Origin of the sequence: Mucilaginibacter phyllosphaerae, from assembly GCF_004378255.1 — a bacterium.
In the GTDB taxonomy this organism is placed as follows: Bacteria; Bacteroidota; Bacteroidia; order Sphingobacteriales; family Sphingobacteriaceae; genus Mucilaginibacter; species Mucilaginibacter phyllosphaerae.
The window spans coordinates 254,643-273,973 of sequence record NZ_SNQG01000001.1 but is presented as its reverse complement, the minus strand read 5'-3'; the positions used below and the strand labels follow the sequence as shown (position 1 = coordinate 273,973).

Here is a 19,331-nt window from a genome sequence, read left to right as displayed (position 1 = left end):
ATGTTATTTAACGGCCCTATCTAAACATTGCTGCAATACTTTGGCAAATTGCTTATCATTAGGCGGGGCAAAAATAGTGTTATGCTCACCGGGAATATCATGTACATTAACACCTTTAAGAGCATAAGGTTTCCAGCCTAAAAGCTTAAAATCATCCATGTAAAAGGTTTTCTTTTGAGCCCGGAAAAGTTCGAGAGTAATATTTACTGGAGTTAATAAATAATTTTTTTGCGCAGCATGGCTGCGTTCGTTTATATCATCGGTATAAGCCAAGGCGCCCTCTTTTTTCTTCACCTTATCCGGAAAGACCTTTTTAAATACTTTTTGGATGCGGCGGCCAACTTCGCGGCTTTTATATTCTATGGTACGTTTGGGGTCCTGCACAAATAGCACCGGGGTATAAGCAACTTGCTTAATAAGCAGCCATCCATTTTTTACAATGCGTTTTAATAACGAATCATATTTCTGTGTTTGGTCGGCATAGGTATCAAACATGGCCAGCATTTTAACATCCTTGCCCATAGCCAGCATTTGTTTAGCCATTTCGTAAGCTATCATCCCGCCAAGCGAATACCCTGCAACGGCGTAGGGGCCAACCGGGTCGTGGTTGATGATCTCTTCTACGTAATTTGCTGCAATTTCTTCCATCACATCCAGCGGCTCGTCTATCCCGTTAAGCCCTTTGGCCTGTAAGCCATATACGGGCTGTTCTTCATCCATATTCATGGCGAGGGCGTTAAACAGCAATACGTTTAAGCCGGCGCCATGTACAATGTACAAAGGCATTTTGCTGCCTTTGGGTTTAATAGGCACCAACGACTCCCAGCTAATGGCTTCTGCATTTAATTCTAAACGTGCAGCCAGCTTTTCTACAGTGGAGTGCTCAAACAAAGTAGCCAAAGGCAAACGTTTGCCGGTTTCCTGCTCTAAACAGGCCATGATCCTTACAGCAACCAACGAGCGGCCTCCCAGCTGGAAAAAGTTATCATATATGCCAATATTCTCCAGGCCCATCATTTCCTGCCAGATACCGGCTACTAATTTTTCGTTAGCTGTGCGCGGGGCAACATATTCATTGTTTTCTGTACGGGTTATCTGGCTGTAATCCGGCGCCGGCAAAGCCTTTCTGTCTATTTTACCATTTGGCGTAATAGGTATGGCATCCATCAGCACAAAATCATCAGGCACCATATATTCAGGCAATTGGCCCAACAGCGCCCTTTGCCAGGCTTCTGTAAATGCATTAAAATCTGCAACCTTAGTTTCTCCTGATGATAAAACAATGTAACCAACCAGGCGTGGGTCGCCGGGACGGTCTTCACGCGCCACTACAACGGCTTCTTTAACGTTTTCCTGCCAGGATAGCGCATGCTCAATCTCTTCCAGTTCTATCCGGTAACCGCGTACCTTTACCTGGTGATCTATCCGGCCCAGGCACTGTATCTCGCCGGTGGGGGTTATCTTGCCCAAATCGCCGGTGCGATAAATTTTATCACCCGCAACGCCGGTGATTTTATTATCAACAAAACGTTCTGAGGTTAATTCGGGCCTGTTCAGATAGCCTAAGGCAACGCCGTCGCCGCCAATAAAAATCTCGCCGATGGCACCGGTTTCTACCTCGGCCAACTGCTCGTTTAAAATATATACCTGTGTATTATCAATAGGTTTGCCAATGGTAATATCTGTATCGTTCTTAATATGCTTAACGGTAGACCATACTGTGGTTTCGGTAGGGCCGTACATATTCCAAAGTTCGCTGCAGCGGGCGGTAAGTTTATTTATCAGATCTTTGGGTAAGGCCTCGCCGCCGCACAAAACTTTTAGCGGTAATTTTTGATCCCAGCCAATTTCCAGCATCATGCGCCAGGTGTAGGGGGTGGCCTGCATGATAGAGATCTGCTCGTTAACAGCAAGTTCAAGCAATGCGCGCCCGTCTTTTGCCGTAATTGTATCCGTTAAAACTATCTGGGCACCGGTAAGCAAGGGCAAAAATAGCTCCAGGCCGGCTATGTCAAAAGATATGGTGGTTACCGCCAGTAGTTTATCATCAGCGGTCATCCCGGGTGTTTTTGCCATGCTTAACAAAAAGTTAACCAGGTTATGATGCTTAATTTGTACGCCCTTTGGCTTACCCGTAGATCCCGACGTGAACAATACATAAGCCAGATCCTGGCCGGTAACTTCGGTGTCAGGTTCTTCGGCAGGGTAGCCGTTAATTTTATCCCAGGCATCTTCCAGCAATACCTCGGTAGCGTTTGATGTAAAGTGGCCTTTATATTTATTTGATGTGATCAGGATTTTTGCTGCCGAATCTTCCAGCATAAATTCAATCCTGTCTTTGGGGTATTCCGGGTCAAGCGGGATATACGCTGCACCGGTTTTTAAAATAGCCAGTAAAGAAATGATCATTTCCGGCGATCGGTCAACCGCCAGCCCAATAATATCGCCGGTTTTTATATCGAAGCTAAGTAAATGCCTTGCCAGCTTGCTGGCGGCATCATTAACGGTTTTAAAGCTTAAAGTACGCTGCCCGAATTTTATAGCAATTTTATCGGGCATTTCACCCGCTTTTTTAGCAATAAGGTGGTGCAGTGCTATGTTACGCGGGTAATCTGCTTGTGTATTATTTAGTCCTGCTTCCATATGTATAAACCCGGTATGGTATATTATTAATTATCTGATATTTTTGCGGGTATCAATTTCCCCACTTTATAACCATATACCCGCAATTTGTTTTTTAATTATGTAATTAACTGGCATCCGGGTTATGCGGTGTATGGATAAATTTTTTGTTGGCGCCCTTCAGTTTAAACAGCAAGGCCAGCATTGCAAAGAATATCAAAGGTATTTTAAGCAAGGCGCCCAGCAATTTACTGTTAAAGAACTGTGCTGGTACTGCAACTAATATACCAATATAGCATAAAGCCGTTGCTGCAAGCCATAATTGCCATCCCGGGCCAATGCCGGGTGTTAATAGTGATACCAAAAGCATAAACGGCATTAGCCCCAGCATTAATATACGCGGTAAGATGGCGGTTTGGTATATCTCGTTAAAATAATCGAAGTTGCCATTCGCAAATAACTCTTTAAAGCCGGTTAAACCGTATGTTTTTAGCAAGTTAAACTGGGCAGATAACCAGCGGCGGCGTTGCTTTTTAAATACTTCGGGGTTGCTTACTTTTTCATCATAAACGTATGCTTTATCGGCATAGGCCACATGTATCTTTTGGCGGGTAAGCACCAGGCCCATCTCTTTATCAAAACCACCCACGGCATCTATCTGCGCCATGGTATCTTTAAACAGTTTAAACTCCAGCACCATGCCCGACCCTATAATGGCGGCCGACAGTTTAAAAACCTGTTGTGCCTTACGGAAGATATGGTTATTTATTTCCTCGCTGATGGCATCCAGTATGGCAACGGGTGTTTCGGTATTCTTAGCGATGCGATGGCCCTGTATCACCCGGTTACCATCGTGCAGGTAATTGTTTATCTGGTGCAGGTAATCCGGTGCGGCTATGTTATCAATATCAAATACCACGGCTGCATCAAAATCATCATGTGTAGCAGCTATGGCAGCATGCAGGGCTTTAGATTTGGTGCTGCTTTCAAACACCACCTCTACCACCTGTAAAGGCATCGTTTTTAACTTTTGGATAGTTTGGGGCTGCATAGAATCGGCAATAACACAAACCTGAAATTTATCCTGCGGGTAATCAATAGTTAAAGCCTGCGCAGCCGAATTAAGGATGATGGCGTCCTCTTTATAGGCACAGATATAGATCACAAATTTACTAAAGCCACTTGCAGCAGGTGGGGTGCGCTGTTTAACCAACCGGCCCAAAACCGAAAAAACAAAAAGGTACAGGCTATAAACACCCAGGTATATAAAAATGAGCGTGAAAATCAAAGAAATAACAAAAAGGATAAACCCCATATTAAAATGTTTTAGTAATTAAACTTCTGCTTTGTCTATTTTAGATTTTTCTAATAAATGGTTAATTACGTTCTTCAGTTCCTGATAGCCGAGGCTGAAAATATCTCTGATAGTAAATTTAAGATGCTTTTTTAAAGCCCAGTAACCAAAAACTGCTCCCGAAAAAAATGTAAATAACGAAGCTATGGCTACAGCGTATAAACTGTGAAAAATCCAGATACCGATAAAATCCCCGGCTACATTTACTGTCAGCATTAAAATTACCTTCAGCATGTTAAGATGAGGTTTGTTAATTATATCCAGCGTAACACCAAAAAATCTGTCAACAGGCATCAGCATTACATAGCACATAAACAAACGGAAGATATTGACCGCTTCTGTTTCGTGATACTGTTTACCAAAAAGCAATTCTATAACGGGCGCTGCCAGTAAAAATGCAACAATGGCAATGGGGATAAGGGTAACCGTTAACATGCCTGCATAGCGTTTCATGATGCTGGCTACTTCTTCCTCATTATTTTTGTGCACAGCTGCAGACAGCTCGGGCATGGCGGTAGCAACACCGGCACGCATCGGTATTTCAAAAACTTCCATTAAACGCTGGGGGATATAATATACCGCCAGCAAGGCGGGGTTAAACATCAGTTTTATAATAAAGGTATCAGAGCTGCGTAACAGGTAGGAACTGATGGACGTACCCACGCTGAATTTTCCAAAATGGGCTAATTTGCTTACGCTCTCTTTTGTACGATGCCTGATGGTTCTGATTTTTGACCATCCGTTAAAAATAGTGAGCAGCGAGGTAATGGCCCCACCTAAAAAATACGCGTAAACCGCCGTCTGGAATGTTAACTTGTGTGTAAAGATCAGCGTAAGTATAAATGCCAGGAAAAGCCCCTGGTTAAGCACCTGCAAAAAAAGCATCCGGCCAAATTTTTCTTCGGCCTGTAAAATGTATGAAGCAATTGCTGCGGGTAGGGTGGTCATATATATAATGCCAAACCATTGTATGGTTGTTTCTGCATCCGCGCTTTTGCTGTGATAAACCAGGTAAATGATCCCGTCTATAGCTACAAATACCCCTGCCTGCATTAAGCCTACAAACCAGGCAGATCCTGCTATTTCTACCGCCTTTTTTTTGCTTGTGCCCGCATAAAATTTAATAAGCGATGTTTGTACAAAGCCGTTTCTGAAGGTATCGGCCAGCAGAATGGTTATTAGCAGGAATATATAATTACCAAAATCTACCGCAGGCAGGTTATGCGCCATTAACGAAAGTACCAGCATGCCAATAACGGGCATGGCCGCACTGGTGGCTAATGATATGGTATGCTTATTTATGAATTTTTTTAAATCGGGCATATGTTGGTTATACGGCTAAACCCTGTCCCAGTTGCCGGTTTCAAAATTATATTTTTTGATGATTTTTGCCGGGTTACCAACTGCTACGCAATACTCGGGGATATCTTTGGTAACTACGCTGCCTGCACCAATTACCGAATGTTTGCCAATGGTAACCCCGGCGGTAATAACCGAGTTAGCGCCTATCCATACATCATCGCATACGGTAATTGGTTTGGTTACCACTTTTTGCAGCCTTGTAGATATCGTTACATCCTCAAACCCATGGTTTAACCCCGATAACACTACGTGCTGTGCCATAACCACATAATTGCCCAAAGTTACCGGGCCTATCATCACGTTACTTAAACCGATACCTGTGTGGTGGCCGATGATAACATCGCCCACGCCATTATTGATCACGGCAAAATCTTCTATCACGCTGTATGCGCCAAGCTCAAATTTGTTAAAGGGGAAAATATCAAATCTTGAATTGAATTTTACAATAGAACCTTTGCCGCGTTTGTGTATAAACGGGTTAACAAACCATTTAACCCAAAGCCTTGGTGCAGCCCTGCGCGGCTGCACAATAAGCCAATGCACAAACTTTTTTAAACGCGGATTTGATTTTACTACACTTATTAGCGACATGTATCTTAAATATATCAGGCGGTTAGTTCAGCCGCTTGTTTATCAGCTTGTTCTTTCCGTTCCTGCTGGTCAATTCGTAAAGTAACACTTAATAATGCACATGCAAGATAAAACAAAATATTTGATGGATACTGTACTAATGCCTGCTGCGGATAATTACCAATATTAAACACAAAAATGATTAATACCATCGCCAGGCAATAAATTTTCAACTCGGGGTTTTTAATAAGGTAATAATTGTTGATGCCCGTTTTTAATATCACAAACATTAAGGTACAAAATAATATTAAACCTATATACCCCATCTCAACAGCAACGCGTACATAACCACTATCCGGCGGGAATTTTGCCAGGAAGGAGTTGGGTGCAAAACGCCGCCCCCAAATACCAACAGAGCCTAAACCACCCCCTATGGGATGCGATAATATATACGGTTTAATACGTTTTTGGTTTTCGGCACGAACGTTAAAGGATGGATCATCTGATGGCCTGAAAGCCGTTTGGAAACGTTTGATGAACTGATTGGATGTGGGCATAAATATTAACCCGGTTAATACAATGCCGGCACTAATTACAAACAGCAGTATTTTTTTATTGAAATTCATTACGGCCAGTAATGCCAGTGCAGCAGGCGGCAATACAAAGGCCCCGCGGGTGCCCGAGTAAAGCATCACCAAAAAGAAAAACGGGATTGACAGCCCGAGCAATACCTTTTTATAAGTTTTTATTTTAGTAAAAATAAGGCAAAGGCATAATACAGCTGCAACAACCATATTATACGAAAACGTAACCGGATCCGGGTAGATAGATACTTTGCGCAGGTGCCCGTTGATGTATAAAAAACTCAGCCGCAGCGGGTCTGAGTAGTACCAGGCCTTCTCGAACGGGAACAGCCCAAAGTTTTCCTGCTGAAAACCGGATACGGCCGATAGGAAAGCCATTACAAGCCAAAGTTTTATCAGAAATTTGATTTGTGCTACGGTACGTACCTGATAAACAAATATAAAGTACATCAGCATAATAAAGCCTACGGTACGTACCGTGTACACCCAGGCTAATATTGATGGCGACGCCGGGTTGCCCACTTCCACAAAGTTGTAGGCCAGCCAGGCCAATATAAAATAGCTGATGGGGTTTTTAAAGTGGGCCCAATCCCTATCATACTTAAATTTAAGCAGGAAACCGAATATCAGCAGGTAGGTGATACCATCCAGAATGATGCCGGTGGGGGTATCCGGCGGCACAAATTCTGATACATAATTTAAAAAAAAGGATACCACCATCAGCACTGCAATGCCAAAAATAGGGTAGGCCACAATGGCTAAAATAATAGGTATGCCAACAAATACCACCAGCAAACCACCGGCCGCAATTATACCGCCCATAGCAATTGCCACAGCTATAATTATAGCCACAGGCAAAAACAGCAGTACCATTTTAAAGGTAGAAACCTTGCCTGCAAAAAGTTTGCGTGCAAAGTTTACAATAAAGCCGTTATGATGTGCCTGGTTGTTAAGCATAAGGCCTATAAAAATAATATTTTAACTGCCCAGCAAAACACGCCAACAAATGCCAGTACAATAGCGGCCTTGCGTGTTTTTTGTTCAAGGGGGGTAAGGTCTTTAAAAACGTCGTCTTGTTTGTCTGCCGGTTTTATCCTCATTACACAATAATTAAAGGGTTACAGCGGGTAAGCATAGCCGTAGCTTTGTTAAAACCTGTCTTTTTTAGGGTCGGTTTTATTAAGCACCCAACCGGCAAATTTTCCGTTCAGGCTTTTTAGATATTTAACATCATCTTTTTGCCATTTGGCAATACCCTTATTGGCTTCGTAAACAGATACCACCTTATTGGCAAACAATAACCATTCTTTTGATTTATTGAGCGACGATAAGGGCGGCGTTTCAATGATAATGATGTCGTATTTTGTCTTTAATTCATTAAACTTACTGCGGATAAAGTTTTCGTCGCTTATCTCCAGCAGCGTAACATCGCCGCCATGGTTACCCATAACATTGGTTGTATTATTAAGCTGCTCGTAATTATCGGGGTTATTTTTAAAGTAATTTTCTAAATAAACCTTGGGCTGTACAGTATTACTGATGGTTGGATTATCAAAATTACCATCTATCAGCAATACCTTTTTATTGATCATGGAATAAGAATATGCCAGGCTGATAGCCAGAACGGTTTTCCCTTCGTGGTTGGCCAGGCTGGTAATGCCCAATACTTTTTCGCCGCGTAGTTCCTGGTCTACTTCAAAACGTATCGAGCGGATAAGTTCTTTAAAAAGGCGCATTTTATCACGGTGTTCCACATCCCATAGCTTACGAAGGTCCAGCGAACCCATAACGGTATTAAGATGGCCTAAAAGCGGTAAATCAGTGCGCTTAACCAGGTCGGCCGGTTCTTTAATGGTATCATCAAAAAAGAAGATGCCAAACAATACGATAACGCAAAACGCAAATGCAATAACACCACTCAGAATTATCAGCAGCATTTTTTTGGATGGCTCGGCGGCATCGGGTGTGGCCGGTTCTACCTGGCGCAGTTTAATAGAAAAGGTAGACTGCAGGTTGGTTTGATTATATCTGTTTAATACATCCAGGTACTCTTTACTGGCAATGTCAATATCAAAATTAAAGGTTTTAACAGTAGCATCAAAAGGCACCAGGCGGTTAAACTTGGCGTTAAGATCATTCAAGGCACCGGTAATAGCGCGGATACTGTATTTAGCCAGATCCCGGGTTACCTCAAGCGTTAGTTTTTGTTTTACAAGGTCATCTTTACCAACCAGTGGGTTAACAATATATTTATCAGATGTTTGGTTTATCTGGGCGGTAAGCTTGTTTGATAATGAATCAATAGCGGGTTTTAATCTTGGGTTAAAATTACTTCTTACATATCTGTCTGTAAGAATATGCAACTGATCCTGTGAATTGATCACATCCTGGTTGTACTTAACCATACTTGCCTCGATGTACTTACGTTCGCCGGGTTCAAATTTGCTGTCGATGATTTTTATGGCGCCATTGTAAGATGCTACGTCGCGCTCGGCCTGCTGCTTGCGGTCGTTATAAACCATTATCTGGTCAAAAATAGATTTTGACTGCTCATCCAGGTTCAGGATGCCATTCTGGATCTTGTAATCCTGTAGCTGGCTGGTTTTGGTGTTTAATGCCTTGCGTTTTTCTTCTAACAGATTGGCCAGGTAGTTAACCGCATCTGTTTCGTTTTGCCTGATAGTGGTGGTATAATAATTAATGAATTGCTTGCAAAGCACATTAACTATAAATGCAGATAGCTGCGGGTTTTCAGATTCGTAGCTTACGGTAATAAAATCGCTGTCCTCATCACGTACGATCAGCAGATCTTTACGTAAAGACCGTTCATCGTACTTCATCGAGCGCAGCAGTTCGTTAAGCCCTTCTTCGTCCTTATTGTAATAGGATAGAGGTTGCAGCGTTTCAAACTTTTTGCTAAATACCTCTATTGCGTGTTGGCGGGCATTGGGGTTCATACTCTTAAAAAGCTTGCTTTCCGGCTTAAAAGGCACTTTCGATTTCAGATCATGCAGAATAAGCTGGTACGAGATCTGGTTAATAAGCGTTTTAAGCTTCATGATCTCTATCAGGTTGCTAAATTCATGCGCAATCGACTGCTCTTTAGATGAGGCAGCGGTTGGGTCGGCATCCAGTAAATGGCGCGATTGATCTACTATACCTGTTGCTATTTGTGCGCTTGATACATATTTATCCGCAAGATTTTTTACCAGGAAAAAAGAAACAATAATAGTAACCAGCGGAATAATGATCAGCAGGTTTTTATGTTTCCACAAAAGTTTAAAAAATTTCCCTAACTCCATGTTCTATTTAACCTCTTCTAATTTAACACCCAAAAATTCTTCAAGATTAGCCTTTGCTGTTAATATAGACAGTTCGCTTTGTACTTTGAAAGAATTTTGATTGTATAAACTTGTTAAAGCTTCGTTATAATCGTGAAATGTTGTTTCGCCTTTTTGAAAGGTGTATTTTAACTGCTTAACCGCAATCTCGCCATCGGTAACAGCCCTTGCACGGTTGCGAAGGTCTGCCTGCGCTTCCAGGTAAGTAAAGTATAGGCGTTTTACAGTTGCTTCTATGGTAAGATAATATTGCTGTTGCTGGTATTGTGCAATATTAACCGCTTCTTTTGCGCTGCGTGTAGCAAACGGCTTTGCCAGCAAAGTGCCCAGATTAACCGAAAAGCCTATCTGGTAACCGTTAAAAAAAGTAGGGTTGGTTAGGTTGAGCGAGTTTTTTGGGCTATAGATGTAAGATGCCGTAATTGCATCCAGCCAGGCAACCTTTGATTGGGTTAGCGCGGCCTTTGCAGCATTTATTTGTGCTATACGCACCTTTACTTCGGGGTAGTTTCTTTTTGCAGTGGCTATCAGTTTATCAAGGTAAGGATAATTAACCTCGTTAATAAACGATTCCTGTGCATGCAGTGCCAGTGTACTTAACGTAAATAATATTAATATGCTTAATTTTTTCAAGGTGTTTGTATTTTTTATTAAACCTTCTCTTTTTGAAACAATGCAGGTACCGTACCTATAATTATCTTCAGATCAAGCCATAATGAGTATTTTTGCGCATAAAAATTATCCAGTTTTTTGCGTTCGCGCTCACTCATATCTTCTTTGCCGCGTTTACTTATCTGCCATAAACCGGTTAAACCTGCCGGGCCCAAAAAACGCATCGACCACTCGTTAGACGTTAGCATCTCTGCTTCGTAGACAGGTAAAGGCCTGTTACCAACAACAGACATATCCCCCCTGATGATATTAAACAATTGCGGTAGTTCGTCCAGGCTGGAGTTGCGTAAAAAATTACCCAGTTTGGTTACGCGGGGGTCGTTTTTGATCTTAACAAAGGCCGATTTTGCTGCGCCTTCTTCTTCGGCAGCATACTGGTTATTGGTAACCGCCATTTGCGCCAATAACTGGTCGGCATCAGTACGCATGCTTCTGAACTTATAAAAATCAAAGATCTTGTAACCTGTGCCTACACGTTTGCTTTTATAAAAAACAGGCCCCTTAGAATCTAACTTAATGGCGATGGCTACTATCGCCATAACCGGTAAAAGGCAAATAAGCATGCCGCCTGCTATTAAAAGATCAAGTATGCGTTTACCCGGAGGCATTTTGTAGGTGGTATCCACTTCTTTAGATAATTCCTGCAAACGTGGTTTTATCAGCTTAAACTTAACCAAAAAGTTTAAACGCTCGCGAAGATCTGAGGTGGAGAACGGATGGTTATAAAAATCATGCAGTTTCATTTGCATGGCTTTTTGCAGTTGCTGTTTATCCTTGCGGGTTGATAGCATTACGATGATCAGGCCGTTCATCAAAAAGTTTTTGCGCAGGCGCTCAACCAGGGCAAAGCATTGGTTATCCTTATCTGCCTCAACCAAAATAATATCCGGAATGGTTAGTATGGATTGATCGCCCAGGTAATTCTCCAGGTCTGTCAGCGTGTCGCTATATTCGATGCGGAAATTTTTTTCCAGATCGGTTGCAATTACATTTTTTAATTCTAAACCGGCATATGCAATCCTGATCTGCGAATTAGAATTTTCGTTCCAATCAGTTGCTGTCTTGTTCGTCATAAACTTTTAAAGCTTGGGTAATGGCTGTTTTTAAAGTTGCAGGGTTAAACGGCTTGTGCATGTAAGCATCAACCTTAAAGGGCATATTGGCAACCTGCTCGTCAAGATCATGCGCTGCAGAAAGCATAATTACGGGTATATCACGATAAAAGCCACTTATTTTAACATTTTTAAGGAATGACTGGCCATCAAAATACGGCATCTGCAGGTCGGATATAATTAATTTGGGCATATTACCGTCCTCCAGCCAGCTAAAAGCTTCAATGCCGTTGTTTTTTACAACTATCTCGTAGTCTTTAGACAGAATGAAGTTGAGCAGTTTTAAGATACTCAAATCGTCATCAACAATCAGTAGAGTTTTTTTCATGCCGATCTTAGTTCGTGGTTATGGATATAAATATGATATTTTTATATGGAATTCCGTTTTAAAATATCATGCCAGTTATAGCAATTGCCCGCATAACCGGCTGCAAACATTTATATCACAGCAAACTACGTTAAAAATTTGAATTAGATTTTTTATTTAAAAGTAGGGTAATTAATTTGATAGTGAATTAAATTGCGCAAATCGGGATGCATAATGTTGACAAATACAGCTATTGTGGATTATTTCTTAAAATATCTTCTGCTAAGTTTACGCACTGTAATGAAATAGGTTTCAAAGGTTATGCAAAAATATTTTGTAGGGGTTGATTTGGGTACGGGCAGCACCAAGGCGGTGGCTGTTGACGGATTGGGCAATACCCTTGCCACTGCACAGTGTTATTATCCAACCAATAACCCAAAGCCCGGCTACAGCGAGCAAAACCCGCAACTAATATGGCAGGCGTTTGTTGACTGCGTGGGCAAAATTACAGCTAAACTTAAAACTGAACCTGCTGCTATAAGTTTTAGCAGTGCCATGCACAGTATTTTACCGGTTGATGAGCAGGGAAACGCCCTTGCAGATGCCATGTTATGGGCTGATGCACGAAGTGGAGATATTGCGCAGCGGATAAGGGACTCTGCCGGTGGGGAAGAAATTTACAGGCGCACCGGTACAGCCATTTATGCCATGTCGCCGTTATGTAAGCTGATGTGGCTGCGCGATAACGAGCCCGAAATTTTTAATAAAGCGCATAAGTTTATCTCCCTTAAAGAGTATGTATGGTATAAGCTTTTTGGTGTTTTTGAAGTGGATTATTCTATTGCATCGGCTACGGGAATGTTTGATGTTTTGGAATTGAAATGGTTTGATAAGGCAATTGTACTGGCTGGCCTGTCTGCAGCTAAACTTTCGGCCCCGGTTAATACCGATTACAAGCGTTATGTTTCATCTGCAGATGTTTTACCGGCCATGAACGCCGAAACCGCTTTTATCATTGGCGCCAGCGATGGCTGTTGTGCAAACCTGGGCGGCAACGCAGTAAGGCCCGGTGTAGGGGCATTAACCATTGGTACCAGCGGTGCAGTAAGGATAGGCAGCAATACCCCAATTTATAATTACCAGGCCATGACCTTTAATTACCTGCTGAATGCCGATACCTTTATTTGCGGCGGGGCAGTTAACAATGGCGGTGCCGCTGTAGACTGGCTTATCAAAGACTTTTTAAAAATAGCAAACATAAACGATGACACTTATAAACAGTTATTTGAAAACATCGGCACGGTAAAGGCAGGTAGCGATGGGCTGGTGTTTTTACCCTACTTATATGCCGAACGCGCGCCGGTTTGGGATGCTAAAAGCTCCGGCTCGTTTATTAATATTAGCTTTAAACATCAGCAGCAGCACTTTTTAAGGGCAGCCTTAGAAGGTATATGCTTTGCGCTGAATGATGTACTGCATGCAATCGAAACGTCCAAACAACCTATCAGGGAAATTGTGATAAGCGGTGGTTTTATTTCATCTGCTACCTGGGTGCAAATACTGGCAGATATCACCGGAAAGGACCTGGTGCTGCTACAAGCGGATGATGCATCTGCCATTGGTGCAATATACTTGGCTATGAGAGCCTTAGGGATTGATATAGACCCGATAATGAACAAAGATTGCAATGATAGGGTAGTGATACAACCAAATGCCGAAGCACATGCGGTTTACAGCAAGATATTCCCTGTGTATAAAAAGTTATATCAGGATATCAGATCGTCTGTGCATCAACTGCATGATCTTGATCTTTAAAGGATCATTACACCGGGTTTGTTCAATACCGGCAGTTTTATAAAGTTATCATCTACAATACTTTCTGGAAGAAATATGAATTTTTTGTCGAAAATTTCCCGACCAATGTAGTAACTCAGCCAGTACTCGTTATTCAGCCCGAAGGTTTGCTCGTCTATAGGTTCGATGAGTTTGTAAGATCTGGCCTCAATCAGGGGGAAGGAGTGGCGCAGCACAGACGTTTTAACCTGCTCGCCATTTTTTTCGCCATAGCCCTTTGATGTTACCAAAACATTCTCTAAAGGTGTGTTTTTGAGGTTGATAAGATATACATACCAAACCTTGCTCTCTGCATTTTCGCCTTCTAAAGCAACCGCAACCGCTATATCTTTAACCACGTTAGGAGGAAGGTCTTTTATCATGATACTGTATTGGTAAATGGTTAATTAAGTTGATTAAGTGAGTAGTTAAACTATTCACCACCCACTTAATTAACTACTTACTATTTTTTCTTTGCTACTGCTTTTTTCTTGGCAGGTGCTTTTTTTACGGCGGGTTTTGCTGCAGCTGCAGACTTCCCAAAACGACCTTTTTTCGCCTCTTTCGGCGCCGCATCCGCCAATGTTTTACACTGTTCGTAGGTTAATGTGGTTGGGTCGGTGATATCCTTTGGTATTTTAACGTTTAGTTTACCAAATTCGATATATGGCCCCCAGCGCCCGTTTAAAACTTTTACGGTCTCATCCTCGGGGAATGATTTGATCAGTTTTTCGGCATCCTTTTTACGCTTGGCCTCTATCAGTTCTATGGCCTGCTCCTGGGTAACGTCAAGCGGGTCTATCTCTTTTGGTACCGATACAAATGCGCTGTTATGGCTAATGTAAGGGCCGAAGCGGCCTATCGCTACCTTCATCACTTTGCCTTCGTACTCGCCCAGTACTTTTGGTAATTTAAAAAGCTCAAGGGCCTCTTCCAGGCTAATGGTTTCTATACTTTGGCCGGTGCGCAGGCTGGCGTATAAAGGCTTTTCTTCACTTTCATCGCTTGGGTTTTCGCCTACCTGCACAAACGGGCCGTAACGGCCAATCCGTACCGACATTTTTTTGCTGCTCTCCGGGTGTACGCCTAATTCGCGTTCGCCGGTAGCTTTATCTGCCGTCTCTATGGTGTTTTGTACATCCTTATGGAAAGGATCGTAAAAGGTGCGGATCATTTTGGTCCAATCCTGCAGGCCCTGGGCAATCTCGTCAAACTGCTTTTCAACACCTGCGGTAAAGTTAAAATCAACAATACCCTTAAAATGCTGCACCAAAAAATCGTTTACCACTGCGCCAATATCCGTAGGGAACAGTTTACCGCGTTCGGCGCCGGTATTCTCTGTCTTGGTTTCTTTGCTGATATTATCGCCTTTAAGGGTCATCACGCGGAAATTACGCTGGCGGCCTTCGCGTTCCTCCTTAACCACATAACCCCGGTTTTGTATGGTAGAAATGGTAGGCGCATAGGTTGACGGGCGACCGATACCTAATTCCTCTAACTTCTTTACCAGGCTTGCCTCGGTATAACGGGCAGGCGGGCGCGAGAAACGTTCGGTAGCAGATAGTTCCTGCAGATCTAAAACCTGCCCTTTGGTTAAAGGCGGCAATATGGCGTTCTCTCCGTCGGCTGTTTGGTTATCTTCCTCATCGTCGTTACTTTCCAGGTAAACCTTCAGGAAACCATCAAACTTCATTACCTCGCCGTTAGCAACCAGGTCTTCTTTACGGGTGGAAATACTGATCTTTGCAACAGTTTTCTCAAACTGTGCTTCGCTCATTTGCGAGGCTATGGCGCGTTTCCAGATCAGTTCATACAGGCGTTTCTCGTTACTTTCACCATCAATAGTATGGTTGTTAAAGTAGGTAGGGCGGATGGCCTCGTGAGCCTCCTGTGCGCTGGCATTCTTCGTTTTATATTTTCTGTGCTGATGATATTTTTCACCATAGGCAGATGTGATCTCTTTTTCGGCTGCATTTAAAGCGGTATCAGAAAGGTTTACCGAATCTGTACGCATATAGGTGATGTAACCAGATTCATAAAGCCTTTGCGCAACCTGCATAGTACGCGCAACCGAGTAGCCCAATTTGCGGCTGGCTTCCTGCTGCAGGGTAGATGTAGTAAAAGGCGCTGCGGGTGAGCGTTTAGTGGGCCTGGTCTCCAGCGATTTGATCTCGAAGATGGCCTTAACGCAATCCTGTAAAAATTTCTCTGCATCTTCCTGTTTGCTGAAACGCTCCGGCAATTCTGCTTTAAAAGCATTACGGCCCGTACCAAATAAGGCTACTACCTTAAAAGCAGCTTCGGCCGTGAATTTATTTACTTCGCGTTCGCGATCTACAATTAAACGCACCGCAACAGATTGTACACGGCCTGCAGATAAAGATGGTTTAACTTTTTTCCACAATACTGGTGATAACTCAAAACCCACTAAACGGTCTAAAACACGGCGTGCCTGCTGGGCATTTACCAGGTTGTAATCTATTTTACGCGGATTTTCGATAGCCCGCATAATGGCCGGTTTGGTGATCTCGTGGAAAACTATACGGCGGGTATCCGGCTCTTTTAATCCTAATGTTTCAAACAGGTGCCAGGAGATGGCTTCCCCCTCGCGGTCCTCATCGGATGCGAGCCATACAATGTCTGCCTCTTTAGCTAATTTCTTTAATTCGCTCACTACCTGCTTTTTATCGGCAGGTACTTCGTATTTTTGGTTGAAGTTGTTGTTGATATCGATAGCATCTTCAGACTTCACCAGGTCGCGGATATGGCCGTAACTTGATTTTACGGTAAAGTCCTTGCCGAGGTATCCTTCAATGGTTTTGGCTTTCGCCGGTGATTCAACTATGAGTAAATTTTTAGCCATTTAAGCGGGTGTTTTTTTGCAAAGAAAACATAAAATGCGTTAGAAACGCAAATTTGTTTTTTTGTAGAGTTGTAATTGTAGTAAAGCGGGTAGTAATGAAAATGTTTTATGAAGGTAGATTTTGAATCACAAACACCAACCTAATTACGAAGCAATCACCCGATAAGTAATGGCGTAACCAAGGCGTATATGCAAAGTTCTGAGATTGCTTCGTATGGGAGATTTATATCAAAAACCCGCCACCCAGCAAATCGCTGCCTTCGTAAAAAACTGCCGACTGGCCCGGCGCAATGCCCGATACCATGTGGTCGAAAGATACTTTCATATGGTCGCCAATCTGTACGATCTTGCTTTCGGTACCGGCGTCTTTATAGCGTATTTTGGTAACGGCCTCAATAGGCTCCTTGATACTTTCGTATTTAACCAGGTTAAGGTTGCGTACCCAGGCTTCTTTCTTTTCCAGTTCTTCTATTGTGCCTAAAACAACAGTATTGTTCTCGGGCTGAATTTTGGTAACAAACATGGGTTTGCCCAAAGCAATACCTAAGCCTTTACGCTGGCCTATAGTATAATAAGGATAACCGAGGTGCTTGCCTACTATGGTGCCGTCTGTTAGTATAAAGTTACCCGGGCCTACACGTTCGTCCAGGTCTTCTACCTTGTGGCGCAGAAAGGCCCTGTAGTCGTTATCGGGCACAAAACAAATTTCGTAGCTTTCGCTTTTGCCGGCCAGTTCCAATTGACCCATATCTACAGCCATCTGGCGGATCTCGGGCTTAGAAAAGCTGCCTAAAGGGAATTTGGTACGCGCCAGGTTTTGCTGCGATACACCCCAAAGCACGTAGGATTGGTCTTTATTCTCGTCCTTACCTTTTGATATCACGTAACGCTCATTATCCTGTAAACGGATGTTGGCGTAATGGCCGGTTGCTATAAATTCGCAATCCAGTTTATCGGCCCGTTTTAAAAGGGCTTCCCATTTAATGTGGGTATTGCAAAGTACGCAGGGGTTAGGGGTGCGGCCGGCAAGATATTCATCAACAAAGTTATCGATCACAAAATCGCCAAACTCATTACGAATATCCAATATATAATGGGGGAACCCATAACCAACGGCCAAAGCACGTGCATCGTTGATGCTATCCAGGCTGCAGCAGCCGGTTTCTTTCGAGCTGCCGCCGCTTGCAGCATAGTCCCAGGTCTTCATGGTAAGGCCAATCACCTCATAGCCCTGTTCATGCAGCATTACTGCCGCTACAGAACTATCAACTCCGCCACTCATGGCCACCAGGATCCTACCGTGCTTACTCATATTGGCTGCAAAGATAAGGTTTTACAGTTTATATTGATTGATGGGTGGGTCAGAGGAGGGTAAAATGGTAAAGAAGTAATATCGAATGATGAAGTGGGAGAAAGAGAAGTACTTGGATATTCAACATTTGAAATTCAATATTCGATATTTTCTACCCCTTCCTCACCTGCCCATTACCTTTCACAATCCATTTATAACTGGTTAACTCTTCTAAACCCATTGGGCCGCGGGCGTGGAGTTTTTGGGTGCTGATGCCGATCTCGGCACCGAGGCCAAACTGGGCGCCATCGGTAAAGGCAGTGGATGTATTTACATAAGCGGCTGCGGCATCAACGCGGTTAAGGAATGTTTCGATATTAAGTTCGTCCTCAGATATGATGGCTTCGCTGTGTTTAGAACTGTTTATGGCTATATGATCCAAGGCCTCTTCTAAACTGCCAACCGTTTTAATAGCCATCTTCATGGATAAAAACTCCGTGCCGAAATGCTCCGGTTTGGCTTCTTCCAGTAAGTCGGTAGGGTAAAGGCCGTCTAAAACCTCAAAGGCTTTTTTATCGGCATAGATCTGTACCTGCTTTTGGGCAAGTGGCTCGGTAATGTGTATCAGGTCGCCCAGGCGTTTGCTGTTAATGATGAGGCAATCCAGCGCATTACAAACACTTACACGGCGGGTTTTGGCATTATCAATAATAGCTACGGCCTTTTCCAGGTCGCCGGTTTCATCAAAGTAAGTATGCACAATGCCCGCGCCGGTTTCTATCACGGGTACTTTGCTGCTGCTGCGTACATAGTTGATCAGGTTTTGGCTTCCCCGTGGTATCAAAACATCTACATAGCCAACTGCATTTAATAATGCTTCGGTAGCCTCGCGTTCAACAGGCAATAAGGTAGCAAAATTTACATCGATGCCATGTGCAGCCAAAACGCCGTGAATAATTTTTATGATGGCCCGGTTAGAAAAATCGGCATCGCTGCCGCCTTTTAAGATGCTGATATTGCCGGTTTTAAAACATAAGGCAAAAACGTCAAAAGTAACATTTGGCCGGGCCTCGTAAATAACGCCAACCACGCCCAGCGGCACACGTACTTTTTTTATCTGCAAACCATTGGGCAAAGTTTTATCAGACAATATTCTGCCCAGCGGACTATCCAACCCGGCTACATTCTCCATATCAGCAGCAATGGCTTTTATCCTGTCGGCAGTAAGGGTAAGGCGGTCATATTTTGGGTCGGCACTGTCCATGCGCTGCAGGTCTTTTTTGTTTTCCTGTAACAGATAGTCTGTTTGTTCCACAGCAGCTTTAGCCACATCAAGTAACACCCTGTTAATCACAGCGGGGGGCAGGGCCGCACTTCTGCCGGCTGTTAAGGCGTTCTCAAAATAGTGTTTGTAATCCAT

The 19,331-nt window shown here is 43.2% G+C and carries 15 protein-coding genes; 1 reads left to right on the top strand and 14 read right to left on the bottom strand.

Going from position 1 to position 19,331, the window contains the following annotated elements:
- Positions 1–3: 3 nt before the first annotated feature.
- The 10 genes from E2R65_RS01030 to E2R65_RS00990 form a co-directional block, all read right to left on the bottom strand.
- Entirely contained in the window at positions 4–2,643 is a 2,640-nt protein-coding gene (locus E2R65_RS01030) for an amino acid adenylation domain-containing protein (protein WP_134334620.1), read from the bottom strand.
- A gap of 106 nt (positions 2,644–2,749) precedes the next feature.
- Entirely contained in the window at positions 2,750–3,937 is a 1,188-nt protein-coding gene (locus tag E2R65_RS01025) for a glycosyltransferase (protein ID WP_134334619.1), read from the bottom strand.
- Positions 3,938–3,955: 18 nt separating this feature from the next.
- Positions 3,956–5,299: a lipopolysaccharide biosynthesis protein gene (locus E2R65_RS01020; protein ID WP_134334618.1), complete on the bottom strand. Its 1,344-nt coding sequence runs from the start codon at positions 5,297–5,299 to the stop codon at positions 3,956–3,958.
- Between the two features lie 15 nt (positions 5,300–5,314).
- Positions 5,315–5,929, bottom strand: a complete 615-nt coding sequence (locus E2R65_RS19955; RefSeq protein ID WP_134334617.1) for an acyltransferase — start codon at positions 5,927–5,929, stop codon at positions 5,315–5,317.
- 14 nt (positions 5,930–5,943) lie between these two features.
- Positions 5,944–7,449, bottom strand: coding sequence for an O-antigen ligase family protein (locus tag E2R65_RS01010; RefSeq protein ID WP_134334616.1), 1,506 nt, complete (start codon positions 7,447–7,449; stop codon positions 5,944–5,946).
- Positions 7,450–7,454: 5 nt separating this feature from the next.
- Positions 7,455–7,592 carry a hypothetical protein gene (locus E2R65_RS19695; RefSeq protein WP_183500309.1) on the bottom strand — a complete coding sequence of 46 codons (138 nt, stop codon included), beginning with the start codon at positions 7,590–7,592 and terminating at the stop codon, positions 7,455–7,457.
- A 48-nt stretch (positions 7,593–7,640) separates the two neighbouring features.
- Positions 7,641–9,794, bottom strand: coding sequence for an exopolysaccharide transport family protein (locus tag E2R65_RS01005; protein WP_134334615.1), 2,154 nt, complete (start codon positions 9,792–9,794; stop codon positions 7,641–7,643).
- A 3-nt stretch (positions 9,795–9,797) separates the two neighbouring features.
- The gene (locus E2R65_RS01000) at positions 9,798–10,466 is read right to left on the bottom strand and encodes a TolC family protein (RefSeq protein WP_158285187.1); all 669 of its coding nucleotides are present in this window, start codon (positions 10,464–10,466) and stop codon (positions 9,798–9,800) included.
- A 17-nt stretch (positions 10,467–10,483) separates the two neighbouring features.
- Positions 10,484–11,578 (bottom strand): sugar transferase, encoded by a 1,095-nt coding sequence (locus E2R65_RS00995; protein ID WP_134334613.1) that lies wholly within the window; start codon positions 11,576–11,578, stop codon positions 10,484–10,486.
- Entirely contained in the window at positions 11,556–11,945 is a 390-nt protein-coding gene (locus E2R65_RS00990; RefSeq protein ID WP_134334612.1) for a response regulator, read from the bottom strand. Before E2R65_RS00990 ends, E2R65_RS00995 begins: the two co-directional genes overlap by 23 nt.
- A 300-nt stretch (positions 11,946–12,245) precedes the next feature.
- On the opposite strand from E2R65_RS00990, the gene E2R65_RS00985 reads away from it, so the two are divergent.
- Positions 12,246–13,739, top strand: coding sequence for a gluconokinase (locus tag E2R65_RS00985; RefSeq protein WP_134334611.1), 1,494 nt, complete (start codon positions 12,246–12,248; stop codon positions 13,737–13,739).
- Here the strand turns inward: E2R65_RS00985 and E2R65_RS00980 are convergent.
- The 4 genes from E2R65_RS00980 to E2R65_RS00965 form a co-directional block, all read right to left on the bottom strand.
- On the bottom strand, positions 13,736–14,140 hold the full coding sequence (locus tag E2R65_RS00980; protein WP_134334610.1) for a hypothetical protein: 405 nt from the start codon (positions 14,138–14,140) through the stop codon (positions 13,736–13,738). The genes E2R65_RS00985 and E2R65_RS00980 overlap by 4 nt on opposite strands.
- Positions 14,141–14,220: 80 nt before the next feature.
- Positions 14,221–16,620 (bottom strand): type I DNA topoisomerase, encoded by a 2,400-nt coding sequence (gene topA / locus E2R65_RS00975; protein WP_134334609.1) that lies wholly within the window; start codon positions 16,618–16,620, stop codon positions 14,221–14,223.
- A 223-nt stretch (positions 16,621–16,843) separates the two neighbouring features.
- Positions 16,844–17,932, bottom strand: coding sequence for a tRNA 2-thiouridine(34) synthase MnmA (gene mnmA / locus E2R65_RS00970; RefSeq protein WP_134334608.1), 1,089 nt, complete (start codon positions 17,930–17,932; stop codon positions 16,844–16,846).
- 151 nt (positions 17,933–18,083) lie between these two features.
- Complete coding sequence (locus E2R65_RS00965) at positions 18,084–19,331, bottom strand: glutamate-5-semialdehyde dehydrogenase (protein WP_134334607.1); 1,248 nt, start codon at positions 19,329–19,331, stop codon at positions 18,084–18,086.

Bases quoted from the DNA above. Each gene is read 5' to 3' on its own strand.
- E2R65_RS01030 (WP_134334620.1), bottom strand. From the start codon at position 2,643: ATGGAAGCAGGACTAAATAATACACAAGCAGATTACCCGCGTAACATA.
- E2R65_RS01025 (WP_134334619.1), bottom strand. From the start codon at position 3,937: ATGGGGTTTATCCTTTTTGTTATTTCTTTGATTTTCACGCTCATTTTT.
- E2R65_RS01020 (WP_134334618.1), bottom strand. From the start codon at position 5,299: ATGCCCGATTTAAAAAAATTCATAAATAAGCATACCATATCATTAGCC.
- E2R65_RS19955 (WP_134334617.1), bottom strand. From the start codon at position 5,929: ATGTCGCTAATAAGTGTAGTAAAATCAAATCCGCGTTTAAAAAAGTTT.
- E2R65_RS01010 (WP_134334616.1), bottom strand. From the start codon at position 7,449: ATGCTTAACAACCAGGCACATCATAACGGCTTTATTGTAAACTTTGCA.
- E2R65_RS19695 (WP_183500309.1), bottom strand. From the start codon at position 7,592: ATGAGGATAAAACCGGCAGACAAACAAGACGACGTTTTTAAAGACCTT.
- E2R65_RS01005 (WP_134334615.1), bottom strand. From the start codon at position 9,794: ATGGAGTTAGGGAAATTTTTTAAACTTTTGTGGAAACATAAAAACCTG.
- E2R65_RS00995 (WP_134334613.1), bottom strand. From the start codon at position 11,578: ATGACGAACAAGACAGCAACTGATTGGAACGAAAATTCTAATTCGCAG.
- E2R65_RS00990 (WP_134334612.1), bottom strand. From the start codon at position 11,945: ATGAAAAAAACTCTACTGATTGTTGATGACGATTTGAGTATCTTAAAA.
- E2R65_RS00985 (WP_134334611.1), top strand. From the start codon at position 12,246: ATGCAAAAATATTTTGTAGGGGTTGATTTGGGTACGGGCAGCACCAAG.
- E2R65_RS00980 (WP_134334610.1), bottom strand. From the start codon at position 14,140: ATGATAAAAGACCTTCCTCCTAACGTGGTTAAAGATATAGCGGTTGCG.
- topA (WP_134334609.1), bottom strand. From the start codon at position 16,620: ATGGCTAAAAATTTACTCATAGTTGAATCACCGGCGAAAGCCAAAACC.
- mnmA (WP_134334608.1), bottom strand. From the start codon at position 17,932: ATGAGTAAGCACGGTAGGATCCTGGTGGCCATGAGTGGCGGAGTTGAT.
- E2R65_RS00965 (WP_134334607.1), bottom strand. From the start codon at position 19,331: ATGGATTACAAACACTATTTTGAGAACGCCTTAACAGCCGGCAGAAGT.